General features: G+C 53.9%; 15 protein-coding genes, 1 tRNA gene and 1 pseudogene. 9 read left to right on the forward strand and 8 right to left on the reverse strand.

The window, feature by feature from the left end; genetic code table 11:
* Positions 1–21: 21 nt before the first annotated feature.
* Both HMJ29_RS09190 and HMJ29_RS09195 read left to right on the forward strand, forming a co-directional pair.
* A complete protein-coding gene (locus HMJ29_RS09190) occupies positions 22–3,435 on the forward strand; it encodes an efflux RND transporter permease subunit (protein WP_171591198.1) in 3,414 nt (1,137 codons plus the stop codon).
* A 123-nt stretch (positions 3,436–3,558) separates the two neighbouring features.
* The gene (locus tag HMJ29_RS09195; protein ID WP_171591199.1) at positions 3,559–3,819 is read left to right on the forward strand and encodes an acyl carrier protein; all 261 of its coding nucleotides are present in this window, start codon (positions 3,559–3,561) and stop codon (positions 3,817–3,819) included.
* Between the two features lie 382 nt (positions 3,820–4,201).
* Here the strand turns inward: HMJ29_RS09195 and HMJ29_RS09200 are convergent.
* Positions 4,202–4,280: pseudogene (locus HMJ29_RS09200) on the reverse strand (YkvA family protein); the annotation flags it as partial.
* A 450-nt stretch (positions 4,281–4,730) separates the two neighbouring features.
* Complete coding sequence (locus tag HMJ29_RS09205; protein ID WP_171591200.1) at positions 4,731–5,342, reverse strand: C40 family peptidase; 612 nt, start codon at positions 5,340–5,342, stop codon at positions 4,731–4,733.
* Between the two features lie 318 nt (positions 5,343–5,660).
* On the opposite strand from HMJ29_RS09205, the gene HMJ29_RS09210 reads away from it, so the two are divergent.
* Together HMJ29_RS09210 and HMJ29_RS09215 are read left to right on the forward strand one after the other, a co-directional pair.
* Positions 5,661–6,029: a hypothetical protein gene (locus HMJ29_RS09210; protein ID WP_171591201.1), complete on the forward strand. Its 369-nt coding sequence runs from the start codon at positions 5,661–5,663 to the stop codon at positions 6,027–6,029.
* A 308-nt stretch (positions 6,030–6,337) separates the two neighbouring features.
* On the forward strand, positions 6,338–7,069 hold the full coding sequence (locus HMJ29_RS09215) for a hypothetical protein (protein ID WP_171591202.1): 732 nt from the start codon (positions 6,338–6,340) through the stop codon (positions 7,067–7,069).
* Between the two features lie 60 nt (positions 7,070–7,129).
* Here the strand turns inward: HMJ29_RS09215 and HMJ29_RS09220 are convergent.
* Positions 7,130–7,205 (reverse strand) — tRNA-Thr (locus HMJ29_RS09220).
* 160 nt (positions 7,206–7,365) lie between these two features.
* On the opposite strand from HMJ29_RS09220, the gene HMJ29_RS09225 reads away from it, so the two are divergent.
* The 3 genes from HMJ29_RS09225 to HMJ29_RS09235 all read left to right on the forward strand — a co-directional run bounded on the left by HMJ29_RS09225 (position 7,366) and on the right by HMJ29_RS09235 (position 9,007).
* Positions 7,366–7,821: a hypothetical protein gene (locus HMJ29_RS09225; RefSeq protein ID WP_171591203.1), complete on the forward strand. Its 456-nt coding sequence runs from the start codon at positions 7,366–7,368 to the stop codon at positions 7,819–7,821.
* Positions 7,822–7,940: 119 nt separating this feature from the next.
* Positions 7,941–8,717 carry an FkbM family methyltransferase gene (locus tag HMJ29_RS09230; RefSeq protein WP_171591204.1) on the forward strand — a complete coding sequence of 259 codons (777 nt, stop codon included), beginning with the start codon at positions 7,941–7,943 and terminating at the stop codon, positions 8,715–8,717.
* Entirely contained in the window at positions 8,717–9,007 is a 291-nt protein-coding gene (locus HMJ29_RS09235; protein ID WP_171591205.1) for a DUF4834 family protein, read from the forward strand. The genes HMJ29_RS09230 and HMJ29_RS09235 overlap by 1 nt, the downstream gene beginning before the upstream one ends.
* Before the next feature lie 238 nt (positions 9,008–9,245).
* On the opposite strand, the gene HMJ29_RS09240 is transcribed toward HMJ29_RS09235, so the two are convergent.
* The 3 genes from HMJ29_RS09240 to HMJ29_RS09250 all read right to left on the reverse strand — a co-directional run bounded on the left by HMJ29_RS09240 (position 9,246) and on the right by HMJ29_RS09250 (position 13,792).
* Entirely contained in the window at positions 9,246–11,864 is a 2,619-nt protein-coding gene (locus tag HMJ29_RS09240; RefSeq protein WP_171591206.1) for a DUF5686 family protein, read from the reverse strand.
* Positions 11,865–11,992: 128 nt separating this feature from the next.
* Positions 11,993–12,985 (reverse strand): ferritin-like domain-containing protein, encoded by a 993-nt coding sequence (locus tag HMJ29_RS09245; RefSeq protein WP_171591207.1) that lies wholly within the window; start codon positions 12,983–12,985, stop codon positions 11,993–11,995.
* 45 nt (positions 12,986–13,030) lie between these two features.
* Complete coding sequence (locus HMJ29_RS09250; RefSeq protein ID WP_171591208.1) at positions 13,031–13,792, reverse strand: ferritin-like domain-containing protein; 762 nt, start codon at positions 13,790–13,792, stop codon at positions 13,031–13,033.
* 374 nt (positions 13,793–14,166) lie between these two features.
* Here HMJ29_RS09250 and HMJ29_RS09255 point away from each other — a divergent pair, with 374 nt between their 5' ends.
* Complete coding sequence (locus tag HMJ29_RS09255; RefSeq protein ID WP_171591209.1) at positions 14,167–14,670, forward strand: regulatory protein RecX; 504 nt, start codon at positions 14,167–14,169, stop codon at positions 14,668–14,670.
* Between the two features lie 26 nt (positions 14,671–14,696).
* Here the strand turns inward: HMJ29_RS09255 and HMJ29_RS09260 are convergent, their stop codons facing one another.
* Positions 14,697–15,326, reverse strand: a complete 630-nt coding sequence (locus HMJ29_RS09260; RefSeq protein WP_171591210.1) for a DUF4230 domain-containing protein — start codon at positions 15,324–15,326, stop codon at positions 14,697–14,699.
* A gap of 82 nt (positions 15,327–15,408) precedes the next feature.
* Between HMJ29_RS09260 and HMJ29_RS09265 the strand changes: the two genes are divergently transcribed.
* Positions 15,409–16,614, forward strand: coding sequence for a hypothetical protein (locus HMJ29_RS09265; protein WP_171591211.1), 1,206 nt, complete (start codon positions 15,409–15,411; stop codon positions 16,612–16,614).
* Here HMJ29_RS09265 and HMJ29_RS09270 read toward each other — a convergent pair.
* Positions 16,611–17,525: a 1-aminocyclopropane-1-carboxylate deaminase/D-cysteine desulfhydrase gene (locus HMJ29_RS09270; RefSeq protein WP_216634104.1), complete on the reverse strand. Its 915-nt coding sequence runs from the start codon at positions 17,523–17,525 to the stop codon at positions 16,611–16,613. The two genes, HMJ29_RS09265 and HMJ29_RS09270, sit on opposite strands and share 4 nt — an antisense overlap.
* Between the last annotated feature and the right edge of the window lie 44 nt (positions 17,526–17,569).

Raw genomic sequence — 17,569 nt, forward strand, 5'->3', positions numbered from 1 at the left:
AGAACGTCAAAACCAGAACTCATGCAGGATCTAGAGAAAGAGTTCAAGCCGACCAGTTGGTCGATTGACAATAAGACCAGTATTTATATTATCACGCTGCTGCTGTGCGTAGCGGGTATCTTCTCCTACATCAAGCTGGGTAAGGAGAAGTTTCCGGATATCGTGATTCCGCGTATTATCGTGGCCACTATTTACCCCGGTACTTCTCCCACCGATATTGAGAACCTGGTAACGCGCCAGTTGGAGAAGGAGATAAAGAGCGTAAACGGAGTGAAGAAAATTTCTTCGACCTCCAACCAGGACTATTGCATCGTGGACGTGGAGTTTAACTCCGGCGTAGATGTGCAGTATGCCAAGCAGCTCATCAAGGACGCCGTAGATAAGGCCCAGAACGAACTGCCGAACGACTTGCCCTCGCCGCCCACCGTGCAGGAAGTGAACCTGTCGGAGCTCCCCATCATGAACATCAACCTGGCCGGCAACCTGCCCGTGAACCAGTTGAAGAAATACGCTGATGACTTCCAGGACAAGATTGAGGCCCTGCCCGAAATCACGCGGGTAGACATCATCGGAGCCCTCGACCAGCAGGTAAACGTAGACGTGGACCTGAACCGCCTGCGCGCTTCCCGCCTGAGCTTTGGCGACATCAGTGCGGCCATTGCTCGCGAGAACATTACCATTTCGGGTGGCTCCGTGAACGTAGGTGACCAGAAGCGCGCCGTGCGCGTGGCTGGCCAGTACGTACGGGCCGCTGATATTGCCAACATTCAGGTGAAGAACCTGAATGGCGCCGCCGTACGCCTGGGTGATATTGCTACCGTTACCGATGCCTTTAAGGATCGGGAATCTTACGCTCGTCTCGATGGCAAAACGGCCATTACCCTGAACGTAATCAAGCGCCAGGGTGAAAACCTGATTGATGCCTCTGACAAGATCAAGGAGATTATCGCCGACTCGAAGAAAAGCCTGCCCAACGAGCTGACCATCACCGTAACCGGCGACACGTCTAATGACACCCGCGTTACGCTGCATGACCTGATCAACACCATCATCATCGGCTTTATTCTGGTAACGCTGATTCTGATGTTCTTCATGGGTACTACCAACGCACTGTTCGTAGGCCTGTCGGTTCCCATTTCCATGTTCCTGGCTTTCGTGCTGCTGCCTGGCTTCGGGTTTGCCCTGAACATGATCGTGCTCTTCGCTTTCCTGCTGGCCTTGGGCATTGTGGTAGATGATGCCATTGTGGTTATCGAAAACACCCACCGCTTGCTGCACGAGCACCCGAACCTCACTACCGCCCAAGCCGCCAAGTACGCGGCCGGCGAGGTGTTCATTCCGGTACTAGCGGGTACGCTAACCACGGTGGCTCCCTTCGTGCCGCTCATGTTCTGGCCGGGTATTGTAGGCTCCTTCATGTTCTACTTGCCCGTAACCCTGATCCTGACCCTGATGTCGTCGCTGATTGTGGCCTTCATCATGAACCCGGTATTCGCCGTGTCGTTCATGGAGCGCGAAGACCACCATGCCGAAGACAACAAGCCCAAGCTGACCAGAAACTTTCTGATTGCCATGGGCGTGCTGGTGCTGATTGCGTTGATTGGGTACGTGGCAGGCTCAACGTTCGTGGGTAACCTAACACTCACAGTAATTGTGCTTTGCTTCCTGGATAAGTTCGTGTTCATTCACATGATTGCGGGCTTCCAGACCAAGGTGTTGCCCCGCTTCCAGAATGGCTACGCCCGCCTGGTAAGCTGGGCCCTCAACTGGCCCTGGATGGTGCTGGCTAGCATGGTAGTGCTGTTTGTAGTAGCCGTATTTGCCGTAGGGGCCCGCAAGCCCAAGGTAGACTTCTTCCCGAGCGGTGACCCTAAATTCGTGTACACCTACCTCAAGATGCCAGTAGGCACGCGGGTTGAGGTAACTGACTCCGTGGCCCGCATACTGGAGAAGCGCATATATGGGGTGATTGGCCAGGATAACCCCGACGTAGAATCGGTGATTACCAACGTAGCCATTGGTGCCAGCGACCCTGGTGAGGCCTCAGCGTCGGGTACTTCGCAATCTAACCTGGCTAAAGTAGCCGTGGCGTTCAAAGAAATGAGCGAGCGGAAGGGCCCAGCTACCAGCACCTACATGGACAAAATTCGGGAGGCGGTGAAAGGCATTCCGGGTACTGAAATTTCAGTAGACAAGGAAGCCAGCGGTCCGCCTACGGGTAAGCCAATTGCCATTGAGGTAGCCGGCGACGACTATCCTACGCTCATTGCCCTGTCAAAGGAAGTAACCCGCTTCATCGAGTCGAAGAAGATTGGTGGCATTGAGCAGCTGCGCTCTAACCTGGAAGACCGCAACCCCGAAATTGCGGTGGACATTGACCGGGTTCGGGCCAACCGCGAAGGTATCAGCACGGCCCAGATTGGCTCCGAAGTACGGACGGCCATCTACGGTACCGAAGCCAGCAAATTCAAAACCCCTGATGATGAATATCCGATTCAGGTGCGCTACGCTGAGCCCTACCGCTCCGATGTGGATGCTATTCTGAACTCGCCGCTCACCTTCCGTGACGCTACCGGCGCTATTCGGCAGGTGCCCATTGCCTCGGTGGCTGATGTGCGCTACGGCACCACGTATGGTGGTATCAAGCGCAAAGACGTGAAGCGGGTAATTACCATCTCCTCAAACGTGCTCAACGGCTTTACCGGCCCCGATGTGGTAGCCCAGATTGAAACCGCGCTTAAGTCGTTTAAAACGCCTCCCGGCTACTCCGTAAAAATGGGTGGTGCGCAGGAAGACCAGCAGGAAACGGCCAACTTCCTTGGCGTGGCAGCTTTCGGAGCGTTTGCACTCATCTTCCTGGTTCTCGTGATGCAGTTCAACTCCGTTAGCAAGCCCTTGCTCATTCTCACGGAGATTCTGTTCTCAGTGATTGGGGTAATGCTGGGCTTGGCCATTACGGGTATGAACATCAGCATTGTAATGACGGGCGTAGGTATCATCGCCCTGGCAGGTATCGTGGTGAAAAACGGCATTCTGCTAGTGGAATTCACTGATATTCTGCGTGCGCAAGGCATGCCGCTCCGCGAAGCTATTGTGCTGGCTGGCCGTACTCGCCTGAACCCAGTAATTCTGACGGCCACGGCTGCCACGCTGGGTCTGATTCCGCTGGCCATTGGTCTGAACATTGACTTCTACGAGCTGTTTAACTCGGGCCACGCCAACTTCTTCATCGGTGGTGAGTCGGTAACGTTCTGGGGCCCGCTGGCCTGGACCATCATCTTCGGATTGGTGTTTGCCACCGGCATTACGCTGGTAGTAGTACCCGTGATGTATCTGCTGACGGAAAGCCTGAAGCTGCGTGTGTTCAAGAAAGACGAAACGCTGGAAGCCACAGAAGTAGAAGCTGCTCGTCCGCCGGTATTGGCTGAATACTAAGTAAATTTTTAGGTGGGGCTTGCAACCCTTTTGCAGGCTCTGACACTCCTTCGCCCGAAGGGCGGGGGAGTGTCAAAACCACCGTCGTTACCTATCTAGCACCCCGTTCTTTGTCGTTTCCCTATGAACATCTCGACGACTTCCCCATCCAAAACCATTAAGCAGCAAGTGCTGCGGATCATCAGCAAGCGTAAGGCTATCAAAGCCCGCCGCCTGCGTATCGGGAGCAACCTTAGCAATGAGCTGGGCTTCGACACGGTTGATGTAGTTGATATTATTCTGGAGCTGGAGCGTAATTTTCACATCGTCATTCCCGATGAAGTTCCCCTCGCTACCGTGGGCGACTTTGTGAAATACGTAGCCTCACATGCCAAGGCGGCCTAGAGCCACACCCTCCAATAACCCCACAAAAAAGGCCCGGAACACATATTCCGGGCCTTTTTTGTGGGGTTAAGATAGGCCTAGCGAACGTTACCGCCAGGGTTACCGCCACTCGGGCGCGATTCAGTGGTTGTATTGGGCTCGCGGCTGCTGTCAGTGGTGTTAGCGGCCGTATCAGCATGCAACTTGGCTTCAGCGGCTTCGCGGTCGGCGTTAGCGGGAGTAGGGTGGGCTGCATCGGGCGTTTCTACGGGCGTAATGCTAGCGGTAGAAGCCGTGGCAGCAGAAGAGGTTACGGGTTTTTCATCTTCTACCACAGTAGGGCGGGTTTTTTCCCACTCAGCAAATTTATCCAACTCCTCCTTGATGGTGGTGCTGAACCAGGCTACTAAGGCTACGTCATCCAATAACCCCAGAACCGGAATAAAGTCCGGAATTAGGTCAATAGGGCTTAAGAAGTAGATGGTTACGGCTACGGCCGCTACCACTGTGCTAGTGGGTAGGCCAGTATACTCGCCCGAAACAGAGGTGCGGATAAGCCGGAACAGGGTTTGGAGAGTTTCCCAGGCCTCATGCGCCAGCGAGCCAACATCGTTCTTTTCGCTGGCCTTCTGGTACGCGTCATTTAGCAGTTGCTTCATGCGCGTGGGCTTCTTAATGTATTCTTCGGCTTTGCCTACGAATTTCTTGAAAATAGGGGACGAGGCAATGTTTTCGCCTTTAGGGGTTTCGTTAGCCATATGGGTAAGCAGTAGGGAGGAGTAGAAAAGGAAGGGCATCAGCGGATGACCAGCGCTCTGCTATACTGTTTCAGGCCGAAATAGTTTTCGGGTACTGCCGAGCAAAACTCCATAAAAAAAGCCTCATTCCGGAGAACGAGGCTTCTATTCTGTGTGCCCTGATGCGTAGGGGGCTTAGTTGTTTTCTACGCGGCCAGCGGCGTAAAAATTACGGCTGTAATAAGCTTGGTGCAAGGAGCTAACCATTACGCCACCACCACAAGCCGAATGAGCAAATTTGCCGTCTTTCAGGTAAATGCCAACGTGGTAGATGGGTTGGCCGGGGCCGCGACGGAAAAACACCAGGTCGCCGGTTTGCATTTCGGCTTTCTGCACGTGCTTCACCTTCTCAAACATGGAGCGGGAGCTGCGCTGCAGGGTAATGCCGTACACCTCTTTGAATACGCGAGTCACGAAGCCCGAGCAGTCGGTGCCGCTTTTGCTGTTGCTGCCGTAGCGGTAAGGAGTGCCTAACCACGATACCACAGTGGCCAGCAGATCTTTATTATCATCGAAGCTGGGCTCAATACCCAGGCGCTGCGCGTATTTGCTGTATTCTGTTGAATCAGAAGAAGTACGCAGCACATTGGAAGGCAGATCATCAGGGGCCAGCAAACCGCTGAGGAAGGAGGCTTCCTGGGGAGCTAGAGCAGCCGATGAGGGCTGAGATGTGGTGGGAGTTCTTTCGAAGTAAAAAGAGAGGACCATCGAGGCCGCGGCGAGGCAATACAGGATGCTGTTTTTCATTGTCCGTCGGGAGGTGGCAAAATAGGTAACCGGGGCAACCGGCTAACCTGGCGTGTGCTTACTTTTTCGATAGGCGTGAAACCTGAAAAACGAAAAAATGAGAGGATGAAAAGAGCTGTTATTATCAGAGGCTCAAGCTGAACAGTTTGTGCTTCCAATTCTTAAAGCTAGTCCCAAAACTCTGGGATGACCAAGCTTTAGCCCCCAAATAGGTAAAAGTTCTTCTTAAAGCCCAATTATATCAGAGAAAAATCAAGCATCAAAACCAAACTGCTTGATTAAAAGGTGCGTATAATCCGGCCAATTTTACTGAACTGTATGGAGCTGCCCCGCATTGTTGAAAATTCTCCTTTTGCCCGGGTGGCTCGCACCAAGTTAAAGGCTAAAAGTGTAGCCATGGTATTGGGTAATACCATCCATCTGAGTGGAGCTACCCGGGAGCAATTCCTGCGTGATCCGCACTGGGTGGCCCACGAGATGGAACACATTCGGCAGTTTAAGCAATATGGGCGTTGGGGGTTTCTGTGGCGTTATCTGCTGGGCTGGATTCGGCACGGCTACTATAATATTCCATTTGAGGTAGCAGCCCGTGAGGCGGGAGAGCGGGATGCCGTGCTTTACGCACAAGGAATGCCATTGCCATTGCCTGAGCAGCGGCACCCATCTCCAAAGGGGAGCCGAAAGTAACACGGCTGCCGAAAAGGCGGGACAACAAACAGAGGTGCTCTGACTAAATGGAGCAAGCGAGCTATACAAGCCCATTATAAAATTTCAGAGTGCTGAGAGAAGCTCTTTAGTCGGTGTACTCTAAATAAGGGGGTGTTTTCATCTTTATGGGGCAGCAACTGCAGTTGAGGTAGGGGGGTATATGAAGTCTGTGTAGTGCATTTATTTGGCCTTGATATAACTATTTAGCTGGTTTTAACGAATAAAGAGTAGGCGAACCTTATGGCTCAGCCTTTTATATTTCTTTATCACGCAAATCCCTCCCTGTCATGGAAAACAAGCAAAACCAGTCCAATAACGGCTCAAACCAGAACTCAACTTCCTCTTCTAACAAGAACATTACCGCTGCCCCCATGTCGGCAGGGGCTGCTGGCACGCCAGCACCCGGTAATTCAGCTTCGGCATTAGCCTCTGAAACCAACAGCCAGCAAGGCTCCGGTAAAACTTCAGACTCTGGCAACGGTGGTGCCTCGGCATCAAGCCAAAGCTCGCAAGGCACTAGCGCAAGCAGCGCTTCAGCCTCGTCAGATAAGAACTCAACATCGTCGTCGCGGAATAGCGGCACTGGTAATAGCAGCAATAGCAATACCTCGGCTTCGGCTCAAGGCACAAGCCGGAAGAACGACCAGGGTGAGCAAAACCAGGGTAGCCAGCAGAAATCGTGGCTTGATCAGCAGCAGTGGCTTAAGAATATTAATGTGAATGAGCTGCCTCAGCAGATTAAGGACCTTAGCAGCAAGGCTGCTGACCAGGTAAACAAGCTGACGCCCACGCAGAAAGTAGTAGGTGGTGCGTTGCTGGTGAGTGGCTTGAGCTGGCTGGCACTACGCTCAAAAAGCAGCTCATCCAAAGGTGAAACCTACCGCTCACAGCGCGGCTCCTCTGACAGCAACTTCAGCTATAAGTGGAACAATAAAGACTCTAAGTGGGATAGCAGCAGCGACTCAGTGTATCGGGGCGCTACCCGCAGCTACGATGAGGATTACGCCAGCGACCTGTAAGGGTAGCTAACTTCAAAAGGAAAGGCCCCGTGTATGTATCATACACGGGGCCTTTCCTTTTGGAGCCTCTTATTGGACTCGAACCAACGACCTGCTCATTACGAATGAGCTGCTCTACCAACTGAGCTAAAGAGGCATTTCCCAAGCCGGCGTATCCGGTGGGGCAGCAAAGATAGGCAGTGCAGGAATCAATACGCAAGCAGTGGCCGCACTTTTTTGCAAGATTCCGCCGAGGCTATAACCGTAGCCCGTATACAGAAGCAGTCATCACTAAGAGTATTCTTCTGACCAACACTATGAAACAAACGTCATCCCTTTTACAGGCATTAGGCAGTGGCCTAGCCGGCGCTTTGGTCCTTAACATCCTGCACGAAACGGTGCGCCACATCAGGCCGGATGATGCCCCACGGATGGATGTGCTGGGCAAGCGGGGCCTACGTAAATTACTGCGCAAGGCCGATGCTCCGCAGCCCGATGAAGATACCGCCTACGGCTTAACTATGCTCGGTGACTTAGTCAGTAATGGCTTGTATTACAGCTTTGTAAGCACTGGGCGCGGAGTGTGGCTGCGTGGGGTGGCACTAGGCCTGGCTGCTGGTGTGGGCGGTGTGGTGCTGCCCGGGCCTATGGGCTTGGGAGAAGCTCCCAGCAACCGCACCCCTCAAACAAAAGCCATGACGGTGGCCTGGTACCTAATAGGTGGCCTAGCAACCGCTGGGGTATCGTGGGCCTGGAGTAAAGCGCAGGAGTGAGGGCATCAGTGGATGCTGATTCAGCCAGCATCCATTGATGCACCGCCTCTACAGCTTACGAGCTAGATGGATGCTAAGCCCTTCCTAACGCGGCCGGACCTGCTACCTTTACGCTCGTTATGATGAAGCAATTCCGTAAGCTGTTAGTTCGCACGCTTGGTTTCGAGTCGTATATCCGCTTGGTGAGCCGCGTGTACCTGCGGCTGGTGGGTATGGGCTGGGGCCGCCAGAAGTATCCGGAGTTATTCTTCCTGGAGAAGCTGGTAAGGCCAGGGTATGTGTGCGTGGATATTGGCGCTAACCTGGGCTACTATTCCGTGGCATTGTCGCGGTTGGTGGGGGCACAGGGCAGAGTACTAGCCGTTGAGCCCATCCCCGATTTTCAGGCTATCTGGAAAGACAATGTACGTTTAAGCCATTGCCAGAACCTAACGCTACTACCCTACGCTCTCGGCGGGGAGAATACCACCGTGCAAATGGGCACACCGGAGCGCGACGGCCTGTTACACCACGGCATGACTAAAGTGGCGGCCAGTAATACGCAGGAGCATTATGCCCGCACGTATGACGTGCCCATGCGGGTACCCGATGAGCTGTTTAGCCAGCTAGAGCGCCTAGACTTTGTAAAGTGCGATGTAGAAGGCTTCGAGTATGAGGTGTTCCGGCACATGCAGGCTACTTTGCGGCGCTTTCAACCGCTCATCCAAACGGAGCTAAACGGCCTGGGAAACCGCCAGGGAGTGGTAAAATTGCTGGCTGCGCTAGGCTACAAACCATTTATGCTTTCTGAGCGTTCTGAATTGGTACCGTGTTCTGAGGCGCAGCTAACCAGCGCCGTTACGGCCGACTTTTACTTTCAACCCATTTCCCCTGCTCTCCCGGAGGCTACCCGTTAATGGCTACATTCCTGTTCACCCTTCTCGTTGTATTTTTCATTGCCCGCTTCGTGTTGCCCGTGGTGTTGCGTATAGTAGTTGGCAACTTCATTAAGAAGCAGGCCCGCCGCTATGGGCAAGCAGCTGGAGGTAGCCCTTTTGGTTCTCCCTTCGAGCCAGCTCAGCCGCGCAGTAATGGCAATGCCTCAACGGGTGAAGTGCACGTTGATTATGTGCCGCCTCGCCAAAAGCCGCAGCCACCTAAAGACTTCAAGGGTGGCGACTACGTTGACTTTGAAGAAGTAAAGTAGTCTAGGCCACTTGCTGAAGGGAATAGGCCAACCAAGCTCCTGTCAGATAGCGTAGCTAGTTCTTGCTTGGCGGTTTATAATCACTGACTGATTAAAAAGCCCTTACTTCAATAGTAGAAGTAAGGGCTTTTTCCTGCTCAAATGCTTCACTCATTGGTCAGGAAGGCCTGCTATACTATCCGGCGGAGGCGCCGTTGAGTCTCCCCGTAAAAGCACTTTACTTTATCATCGCTTGATCTTAGAACCCAATGCCCACCCGTAGGCCAGTACCTACGCGCTGGCCCGACTGTAGGCCAGTGTAAAAGTCGACGCGAATGATCTTGAATACGTGCTCAACTCCCACCCCCAACTCCAGGTAATGGTTGGCCGCTGGCGTGGTGAGGTAGTTCAAAGACGCCACCTCTTGCCACTTTAAGCGGCGCAGCACCGGTATTTTGTTTAGCAGGAACCCATTAAAATGGTGGTTGTAGTGCGCTTCCAGGAAGCGGTCTTGCGTGCTGAAGCGGTAATAATCAAGAAGCTGAAACTGGCTGAAGTCGCTGGCCAGGTAAGTGCGGTTGCCGCTGAAATGGCGGAAGTCCATGAAGTCGAGGCGCGGAGAGCCGGGGAAGAAGCCAGCCGCTACGCGGTAGTTGCTGGTGCCCAACAGGCCCAGGTTTACGGAGTGACGCAAACCGGCCTCCAGTAAGGTGTAATGCACATCGGAGCCCAGCACGCTGCCTACCCCTTGCCGCCACCGAAACTGGAAAGTAGGGTACTTGGAGCCTAGGTTAAACTTGCCATCGGGGCGGGTAATAAACCGCTGGCCCGGCCGGAAGGAGGCGCTCAACTCAGTGGTCAGGGCTTGGCTACGCCCAAAGCTCGTGGGGCGCTCCTCATTAACGGGAGCGTTTGGGGTGAAGCCGATTTCAGGCTTGTCTACGAGCAGCTTACTGGTAGTATTGTACAACTCCCGCCGATCAAAGTAGCTGGCCGCGGCCTGCACCGTGAGCCCGTTTATCAATTCCCATTGGTAGCCTAGCTCCAGGCCGTCGCGGCGGTAAAGCTTAGCGTAGTTCTGGTTTTTAAGAAGAGTATAGTAAGAGTTGATAAAGGGAGTGAGCTGGCTACTGGGGTCGAAATTCTCGATGGTACGGCCGGCGTGCACGCTCACGCGGGCCAGCTTCACTGCATCAAATTGCCAGGAGGCGGATATGCTAGGACTACACAGCCGGTTGCTGACTCCATAGCGCACGGAAGGCGTCACGGACCACACGCGCCGGTCGTCGGTGCGTTGGGTGAATGTAGCTTGCGGATTGATTACTAAGCCCTCTACAGTATTATAATTCAGAATGTTAAATACCGGCGCAATGTACCATTGGCGCTTATAGAACGTTTGGTTGTACACGTAGCCCGTGAGCAAAAGCTTGCCTACTTCCAGTTCGTTGCGCTTCCGGTCCAGTGAGTCCTGGTAGGGCCTCGACTTCCGGATTACTTCGGTGCTATCCTTCACCTGATAGTCTTTTTCCTCCTCTGCCGTAAGCGGAATAGGCCGAACCGTAGCCCAATAACTAGTATCGCGCTCATTCACACCTTTCTCTACTAGCATTACCTCTCCGCGCTTGAGTTTACCCAGGCCCAGGCCACTAGTGTCGCGGGCTGCTTGCTTGGCCTGGCGGCGTACGGCCGCACTCAGGCCTTGCAGTTTGGGCTTCTGCTTTTTCACGTCGGCCACGGTTTCGCGGGTTACGGGAGCATCGGCGGGCTCTGGGCTGGCCGGCACCGCTACAGTTGGGGCCGGGCGGTTGGGGTAGGTAGGAATAACCTTGTAGTTGGATAGTATGGCCGTGATATAGCCGTTGCCCTTAAAACCCAGTGCTGTAAAGCCCACCGTTACCTTCTGCGACTGCATCACCCACACATCGGAGGGGCCGGGCGCGGGTGCGAATAGCTGCTCAATGTGCAGGTTATCTACATAATCAAGCTGCGCATCTTTGGTCAGGTTAAGAGAGACTGAGTGCAAGCGCCAGGTGCCATCTACAATGTACATGTGACCTGAGAAAACCGGATCGGAGCGGCGACGAGGAGTGACCTTAATCTTATGAATAAGCAAGCTGCCTTGCTGGGTACTACCTTCCAGCTCATAGCGGTAAAAGAGTGGTGCATTAGCGGCAATGGGCGATACAAACCCGCGCTCAGAAAACCCGCTCTTTAGTACATTCTGGTAAAAGTTTAGCCCACGGCCGGCGCTGGCCCGATTGAAACTGATGCCCTTGGTATCACCGCTCACGCGGGAGGAAATCATGCGTTCCTGCACCACATTAGGCTGCCGGAAGCTCATCTCCGACACGGTTTCGGACAGATAAAATATGCCGGGCTTAAAGTCAGGGCCCACTTTCACGAGGCCCATAATCTTGCCCGGGACATCGGTAAAGCGGGCTAGCGTTTTGATGTAGGTGCGGGCTTTAAATGCTGCCACCTCCCGCTGGTGATAGTTACGCCACTGAATAGCTTGTTGCACTATGGTATAGGCCGGGTCTTTATCGGTGGAGCGCACTACCACCTCCCGCAACTGGTAGCTTTCTGGCACAAGCGTAATGTTGAGCACCGTAGCCGTGTCGGCGCCCGCTACCCGAATAGTGGCCGGCTGGGGTTTGTAGCCCACGTATTGAAATACCAGCTCATAAGTGCCCGCGGACAGGCGTAGTTGGTAGTTGCCCTGCTCATTAGTAGCCGTGCTGGTAGTAGTACCCCGCACGGCCACATTGGCAAAAGCTAGCGGCTGCCCTTTGGGGTCAGAAACCAGCCCCCGCACAACACCAGCTTGCGCCAAACAAGCAGACAAAAGCAAACAAATCAGCAGTAAAACAGAACGCATAAGAATAGTAGCCACAGGCTGGTCAAGATAGATATAATCTAGGCCTATAAGGTTGTCTGTACCTGCGGGAAACAAAAAAAGGACAGCCGTTGGGCTGTCCTTTCTCTAGCTAAGCTTGTTTTCGTGGTTTAGGTAAACAACGTGCTGGTGGCCACAACGAAGTTGCGGGCAATAGATTTAACCGTTGCTGGGTCTAGAGGTTCATCGAAGGCCTCAGAAGCCGCGGCGGTGGTTAAGGTTACACCAGTGGTATTGGCTACTATATCAACTCCGGCCTGGGTAGTATTGCTTTCAGCAGGATAGAAGATAGCCGTTGGGGCGCCCGTAGCCGGGTTGCCTGGCCCATAAACCGGGGCCGTAGAAGGCGTGGTGCTAGGAGACGGCCCACCGCCATCAGTACCTGAAATCCAGCTTTTTGGGCGGCCGGTTTTGCCGCCTAAGTTGTTAAGGTCGCCGGCAATGCTGGTGGCACCCTGCCCGCTCTGCGAGGCAGCTAGGCCACGGCGCACAGTGCGTACGTGCGAAGAATGGCGGGCTTCAACGGAATGAATGTTAAGGGCGGCTTCCAGAAGGTCTTTGTTAGGCATTAGCACAGGGGCACCACCTTTGTATGCTCGCACACCCGTGTCAACAAATGCCTGGCTAGAGCCCAGGAACAGGGCGTAATCATTTACGAGTGCTGCTGCAAAAGGCCCGGTCATAGTACCACGGCCGCCGCTATAGTCAAACGCAGCACGAGTAGGATCAGGAATAGCCGCTGAACCTAGTGCTCCGCGTAGCACTTTTATGTGGCCAGACTCATCATTCCGGATTTTTTCAAACGCCGGGCGGTCGGCACTGGGGATGAGGTTGGTGGCCTTCAGGCCACTATCATAGAAGTAATACTCTAGGTACTCCAGGCTGAGAGCCAAGTTTAATACAGCTACAATATCAGCGGGTAGCGTGCTGGTTTGGCCATATGCCCGCTGGAAAAGTCCGCTTACTAGGCCAGGGAGTACAGCGGCTGTCACCGCTTTGCCGGCCATGCCAAAGTGCTTGAATACCCGGCGGCGCGAATCAAGGCGCTCATAGATTTCCGGGTCTACTTTTTCTATATCTGAGATTATCTTGAAGAGGTCCATGACGAAAGGCAAAGATGTTTTAATGAATTAGATGGCGGCAGAAGGCTATTTCAGGTTGTTAGCGCTGAGTTTAGATCCTTCTTTCAAAAAGCCATTAGCCTTAGCCAGTACATCACTGGGCTTCATGGAACGCTCTAGGCCAGTGCCGTTGCCATCGCCAGGGGCCGAGGTAGCGGAAGTAGGAGAGAACAGGTCCACCACGTCAGAGTCTACGAATGTATTGTAGCCAATTAGGTCCCGAATCAGGGCGGCGTGGCGTGCTTCTACTGATACAATTTTGCCGGCAATTACCAGGTAAGCAGCAGTTTGAATGTAGCGCCCGGCGCCGTTGTAAGCGGCTACTCCCAGGTCTTCAAACTGCTTAGCGGCGTTGAGCACGCTTGAGCGGTCATTGAAGTTAATGCTCGAGAAATCGGGCTCCAGGGCTTTAATAGCATTAGTTGATAGGGCCGTCTTGAAAAAATCAGCGTGTGCCTTCTCGTGCAGAGCCAGGTCGTCAAAAATTTGTTTTTCGGATGTGCTGGCAGCCAGACCGGTGTAGTAGGTACCTGTCTTTACCTGAGCGTAAAAGGCAGCTTCAAGCTGCTCTAGCGCATAGGCGTAATTAAGTACGCCGTTGTCGCCACTGCCCACATCAATTAAGTTGCCGGAGTTGTTGTTGTCGTCGTCATCGTCGCAGCCAGCCAGAAAAAGACCAGACAGAGCCATACCAGCTCCCGTATATCGCAGAAAAGACCGACGTTCAATGGGCTGCACCAGGGCGTTAGGCACCTGATCCGTCACACCCGAATCGTGAAGCTTGGACATAAGTAATTACAGAATAAAGGGTGAAAATTTTATCTGCTTCTTACGTCCTTGCGGTTGAGCACCGACCATTATTGGGAGATATTTACGTATTAGTACCTGGATTTTACGTATTAACCGGTATTTTATAAAACACTGGTTATTAGATGAAAAGCTAAAATTTTATTCAAACATTTTATCCCCGTTCAAAATCTGAACCGCAGAATCAGGGACTTTGGTTGTACTTGTTGCCTGGGGGTTAGTACTATAGCCTCAACCGTTGCTAATAGGTGTAGCGGGTGCTTACTCTTACTGCCAACGAACGATTTTTATAGGGCAAGCGTCCTATTCAGGTGGCTTGGCCGCCGCGGCTATAGTTTATTCAGTACACGCTCCTTATGATGCAACCCGCCAAAAAGAAGTTTTATACGCCCGCCGAAGCCATCCAGAAAATTGCAGCTTTCTGTGCGTATCAAGAGCGCAACCAGAAAGAGGTAGAAGCCAAACTGCGGGACTATGGGCTGGATGAGGATGAAGCCGGCGAAATCATTATTCGCCTGAGCCGGGAGAAGCTGCTTGATGAGGAGCGTTACGCTAAGAGCTTTGTGCGCGGGCACTACCGCCACAAAAAGTGGGGCCGCCGGCGCATTGTGCAGGAGTTAAAGCAGAAAGGAATATCCGAGTACTGCATCAAGGCCGGGCTAAAGGAAATTGACGGTGATGAGTACTATCAGAACCTGGTAGATGTGCTGGAAAAAAAAGACCGACTGGAGAAGGAAAAGAACCCACGAGCTCGTCGGCAGAAAATTCAGGTGTTTCTGATGAACAAAGGCTACGAGCAAGACCTGATCAAGATGGCCCTAGACGACCTGGGTAAGGCACCGGAAGACGATGACGAGTAGGCCTAGGTCATAGGTACCGCTGGCTGTTAGCGTCGTGCGGGGCGTTGCGGGTTTTGCATTTGTTGGGTGAGAATTACGCGCCGCCCGGTGAGAGTTTCTAGCATAGGCCGCAAAATTTTCTCGGCGTTTTGCTGGGTCTGGGCTAAGATGCCCGATTGCAGGGCAGCAGTTCGCACGTTAGCTTCGGCGTACTTATAGCCCGCATCTACCAACTCAGCATCCTGAAAAAAGCCGTTTTCTACGCTGTATACCCGGCTTTTGCCATGGTCTACTTGCCAGGTGCAGAGCTCAGGAGCCGGTAGCGCCACGCGCACCAATGAGTCGCCTTCCAGTACTACATCCTGGGCGCGCACTTTGCGCAAATCGAGGCAGCCCACCGCGTGACCAGCCACAATGAGGGCCACTTTGGCATCGGGCAGAAAGCGGTAGGTGCTCTTTTTGTATTCTACAACGTCTTTAAACTGATACTGAACCAGCTCCAAGCGGCCCAGGTCTTCCACCTTTTCAAGCACCGTGTTATGTGTCACGGTGATGCGGGGCTCGGGGTTTAAGGGGTTCTCAAGCAGCGTAGGACGAACTTTCGTCCAGAGAAACCACCCTAGGCCTAGCAGGAAAGCTAAGGGGAGCAACTGACGGAGCAAACGGGTAAGAGGCATAGAAAAGAGTAAGCACGAGTATAAAGCTTACGGGGCCGAACAGATTGAGGTGCATTTTTTGCCAGTACCTTTGTCTCTGCTTATGCTTGTTACGCCGCCATCTGCTGTTGCTTCGCCAGCTACTCAGGCCGTTGCTCCTGGCCCCGGGCCCCACTGGCTGCGCCAATGGCATGGCTGGCTACTGGTGGGCTTGTGGGTGCTGGTGCAGCTCTCCTTGCTCTGGCAGCATCATGGCCCGCGCTACGTCAACGACAGCGGTCGGTACCTGGCCTACGGCACCCGCATTGCCCAAGAGTGGCACTTTGAGCACGACCATAACCTGCGTTACGTAGGCTACCCGCTGTTTATTAGCTTTTGGCTGAAAGTAGGAGCTGGCTGGTGGGGCATTGCTTTAGGGCAAATAGCCATAGCCGGCGTGGCCGCCAGAGCCTTCTATAGCACTCTGCGCCGCCTGACTCCTGCTAGGCTTGACTGGCGCCCCGCTGCGTTGGCTACGGCTGCCCTGATAGGGTGGCGCGATGCTCAGCAGTTCAACGTGTATATTCTCACCGAGTCGTTGTTTGCCAGCCTGACCATTCTCTCTTTTTGGGCGCTCTGCCGGGCGCGCCAAACCGGTGCCCGCGGCTGGCTGCTATTTGGCCTGCTGGCATTAGTAACCGGCATTGTGCGCCCCAATGGGTTTGTGGTAGCCGCTGCCGGAGTGGTGGCCGCGTTAGTGGGGCTGCGCATGCAGCCGGGGCAAGGTACGTACCGGCGGGCGTGGCTAGGGCTCTTGCTGCTTACCCCCATATTCTGGGTTATTCTGAATAAGCTGCTGCTCACCTTCACGCTGGTAGAAACTTATCTGCGCGGTGAAATTATTTATGGCTACACCTCCTGGGTAGTTGAGCCCACCGAGCCGCTGTTACTACCGCCGCCGGGTTTGGCACCGGTGCTGCGCCTGGGCTACTTTATTTGCTGCAACCCAGTGTACTTCACTAAGCTGGCTTTACTGAAGGGTGGATTATTTCTCAGCCACGTGAAGAGTTATTACTCTTGGTCGCACATTGTGCTGATTGTGCTCTTTATTTACCCGTGTTACTGGCTGGCCTGGCAAGGGGCCCGCGCCACGTGGGCCTGGCTTCCGGTGCGCACCTTTCTGGTTGCGGTAGTGCTAATACAGGGCGCCGTAGTAATGATGACAGTAGAAGACTGGGACGTGCGCTTTCTATTGCCCGTATTGCCTTGCGTATTTGCACTGGTGGGCTTGCGTTTGGTTACGTTACTGCCGCGCCCGCAACAGGCCTAGGTAGCGTACACCCCTAAGCCTAGCCGCTGCTCAAAACCAGCCCAGGCCTGTAGGCCACCCGTATGCACCGCCACCACAGTACTATCGCGCCGGAAGTAGCCATTATCAAGCAAATCAAGCACGCCCACAAGCATTTTGCTGGTATAAATAGGGTCTAGCAGTATCTGGTGGCGCTGCTTAAAAGCCTGAATAAACTGTAGCAGCTCCGGCGAAAGGCGCGCGTAGCCACCCCCATGGTAAGCAGTTTGCAATGACCAGTTAGTGTACATAGTGCCGGTGGCCTGTTGGGTAAGCTGGTTGATGTCGTCACGCAGAAAGTCGGCCCCCTTTAAAGCCGCGAAACCGAGAGCCTCACGTTGGCCCCGTAGGCCAGTCAGCAGCCCGGCTAGGGTGCCACCGGTGCCGCAGGCTACACAGAGGTAATCGAAATCAATCTCGGCTTCCAGCTCCTGCACTAGCTCCGCGCAGCCTGGCAGCGCCAACGTATTTGAGCCACCTTCGGGTAGTAAGTAGGCTGGCCCGAAGGTTCGCAATAACTGGCCTAGTACCTCGGGCTCTTGCTTGCGGCGGTAAGTTGCCCGGTCTATAAAGTGCAACTCCATGCCATTGGCGCGGGCCTGGGTAAGGGTGGGGTTGAGGGGTGATTGGCCTAGCTCCTGGCCGCGTACTATCCCAATGGTGCGCAGCCCGGTCAGGTGGCCGGCGGCGGCTACGGCGGCCAAATGGTTGGAGTACGCGCCCCCGAACGTAAGCAGCGTGCTATGACCCAGGCGCCGTGCTTCCTGAAGGTTGTACTTAAGCTTCCGCCACTTATTGCCCGGCAGCTGCGGGTGCAACAAGTCGTCGCGCAGGAGCAGGAGCCGCACCCCGGCGCGGTCAGCGGCTGGCTCTTGTAGGTGCTGCAGAAGCATAGCGGCGTAGGAACGATTTAGTGAAGAGGGTAATGAAGTAAGTG

This window comes from Hymenobacter taeanensis (genome assembly GCF_013137895.1).
In the GTDB taxonomy this organism is placed as follows: Bacteria; Bacteroidota; Bacteroidia; order Cytophagales; family Hymenobacteraceae; genus Hymenobacter; species Hymenobacter taeanensis.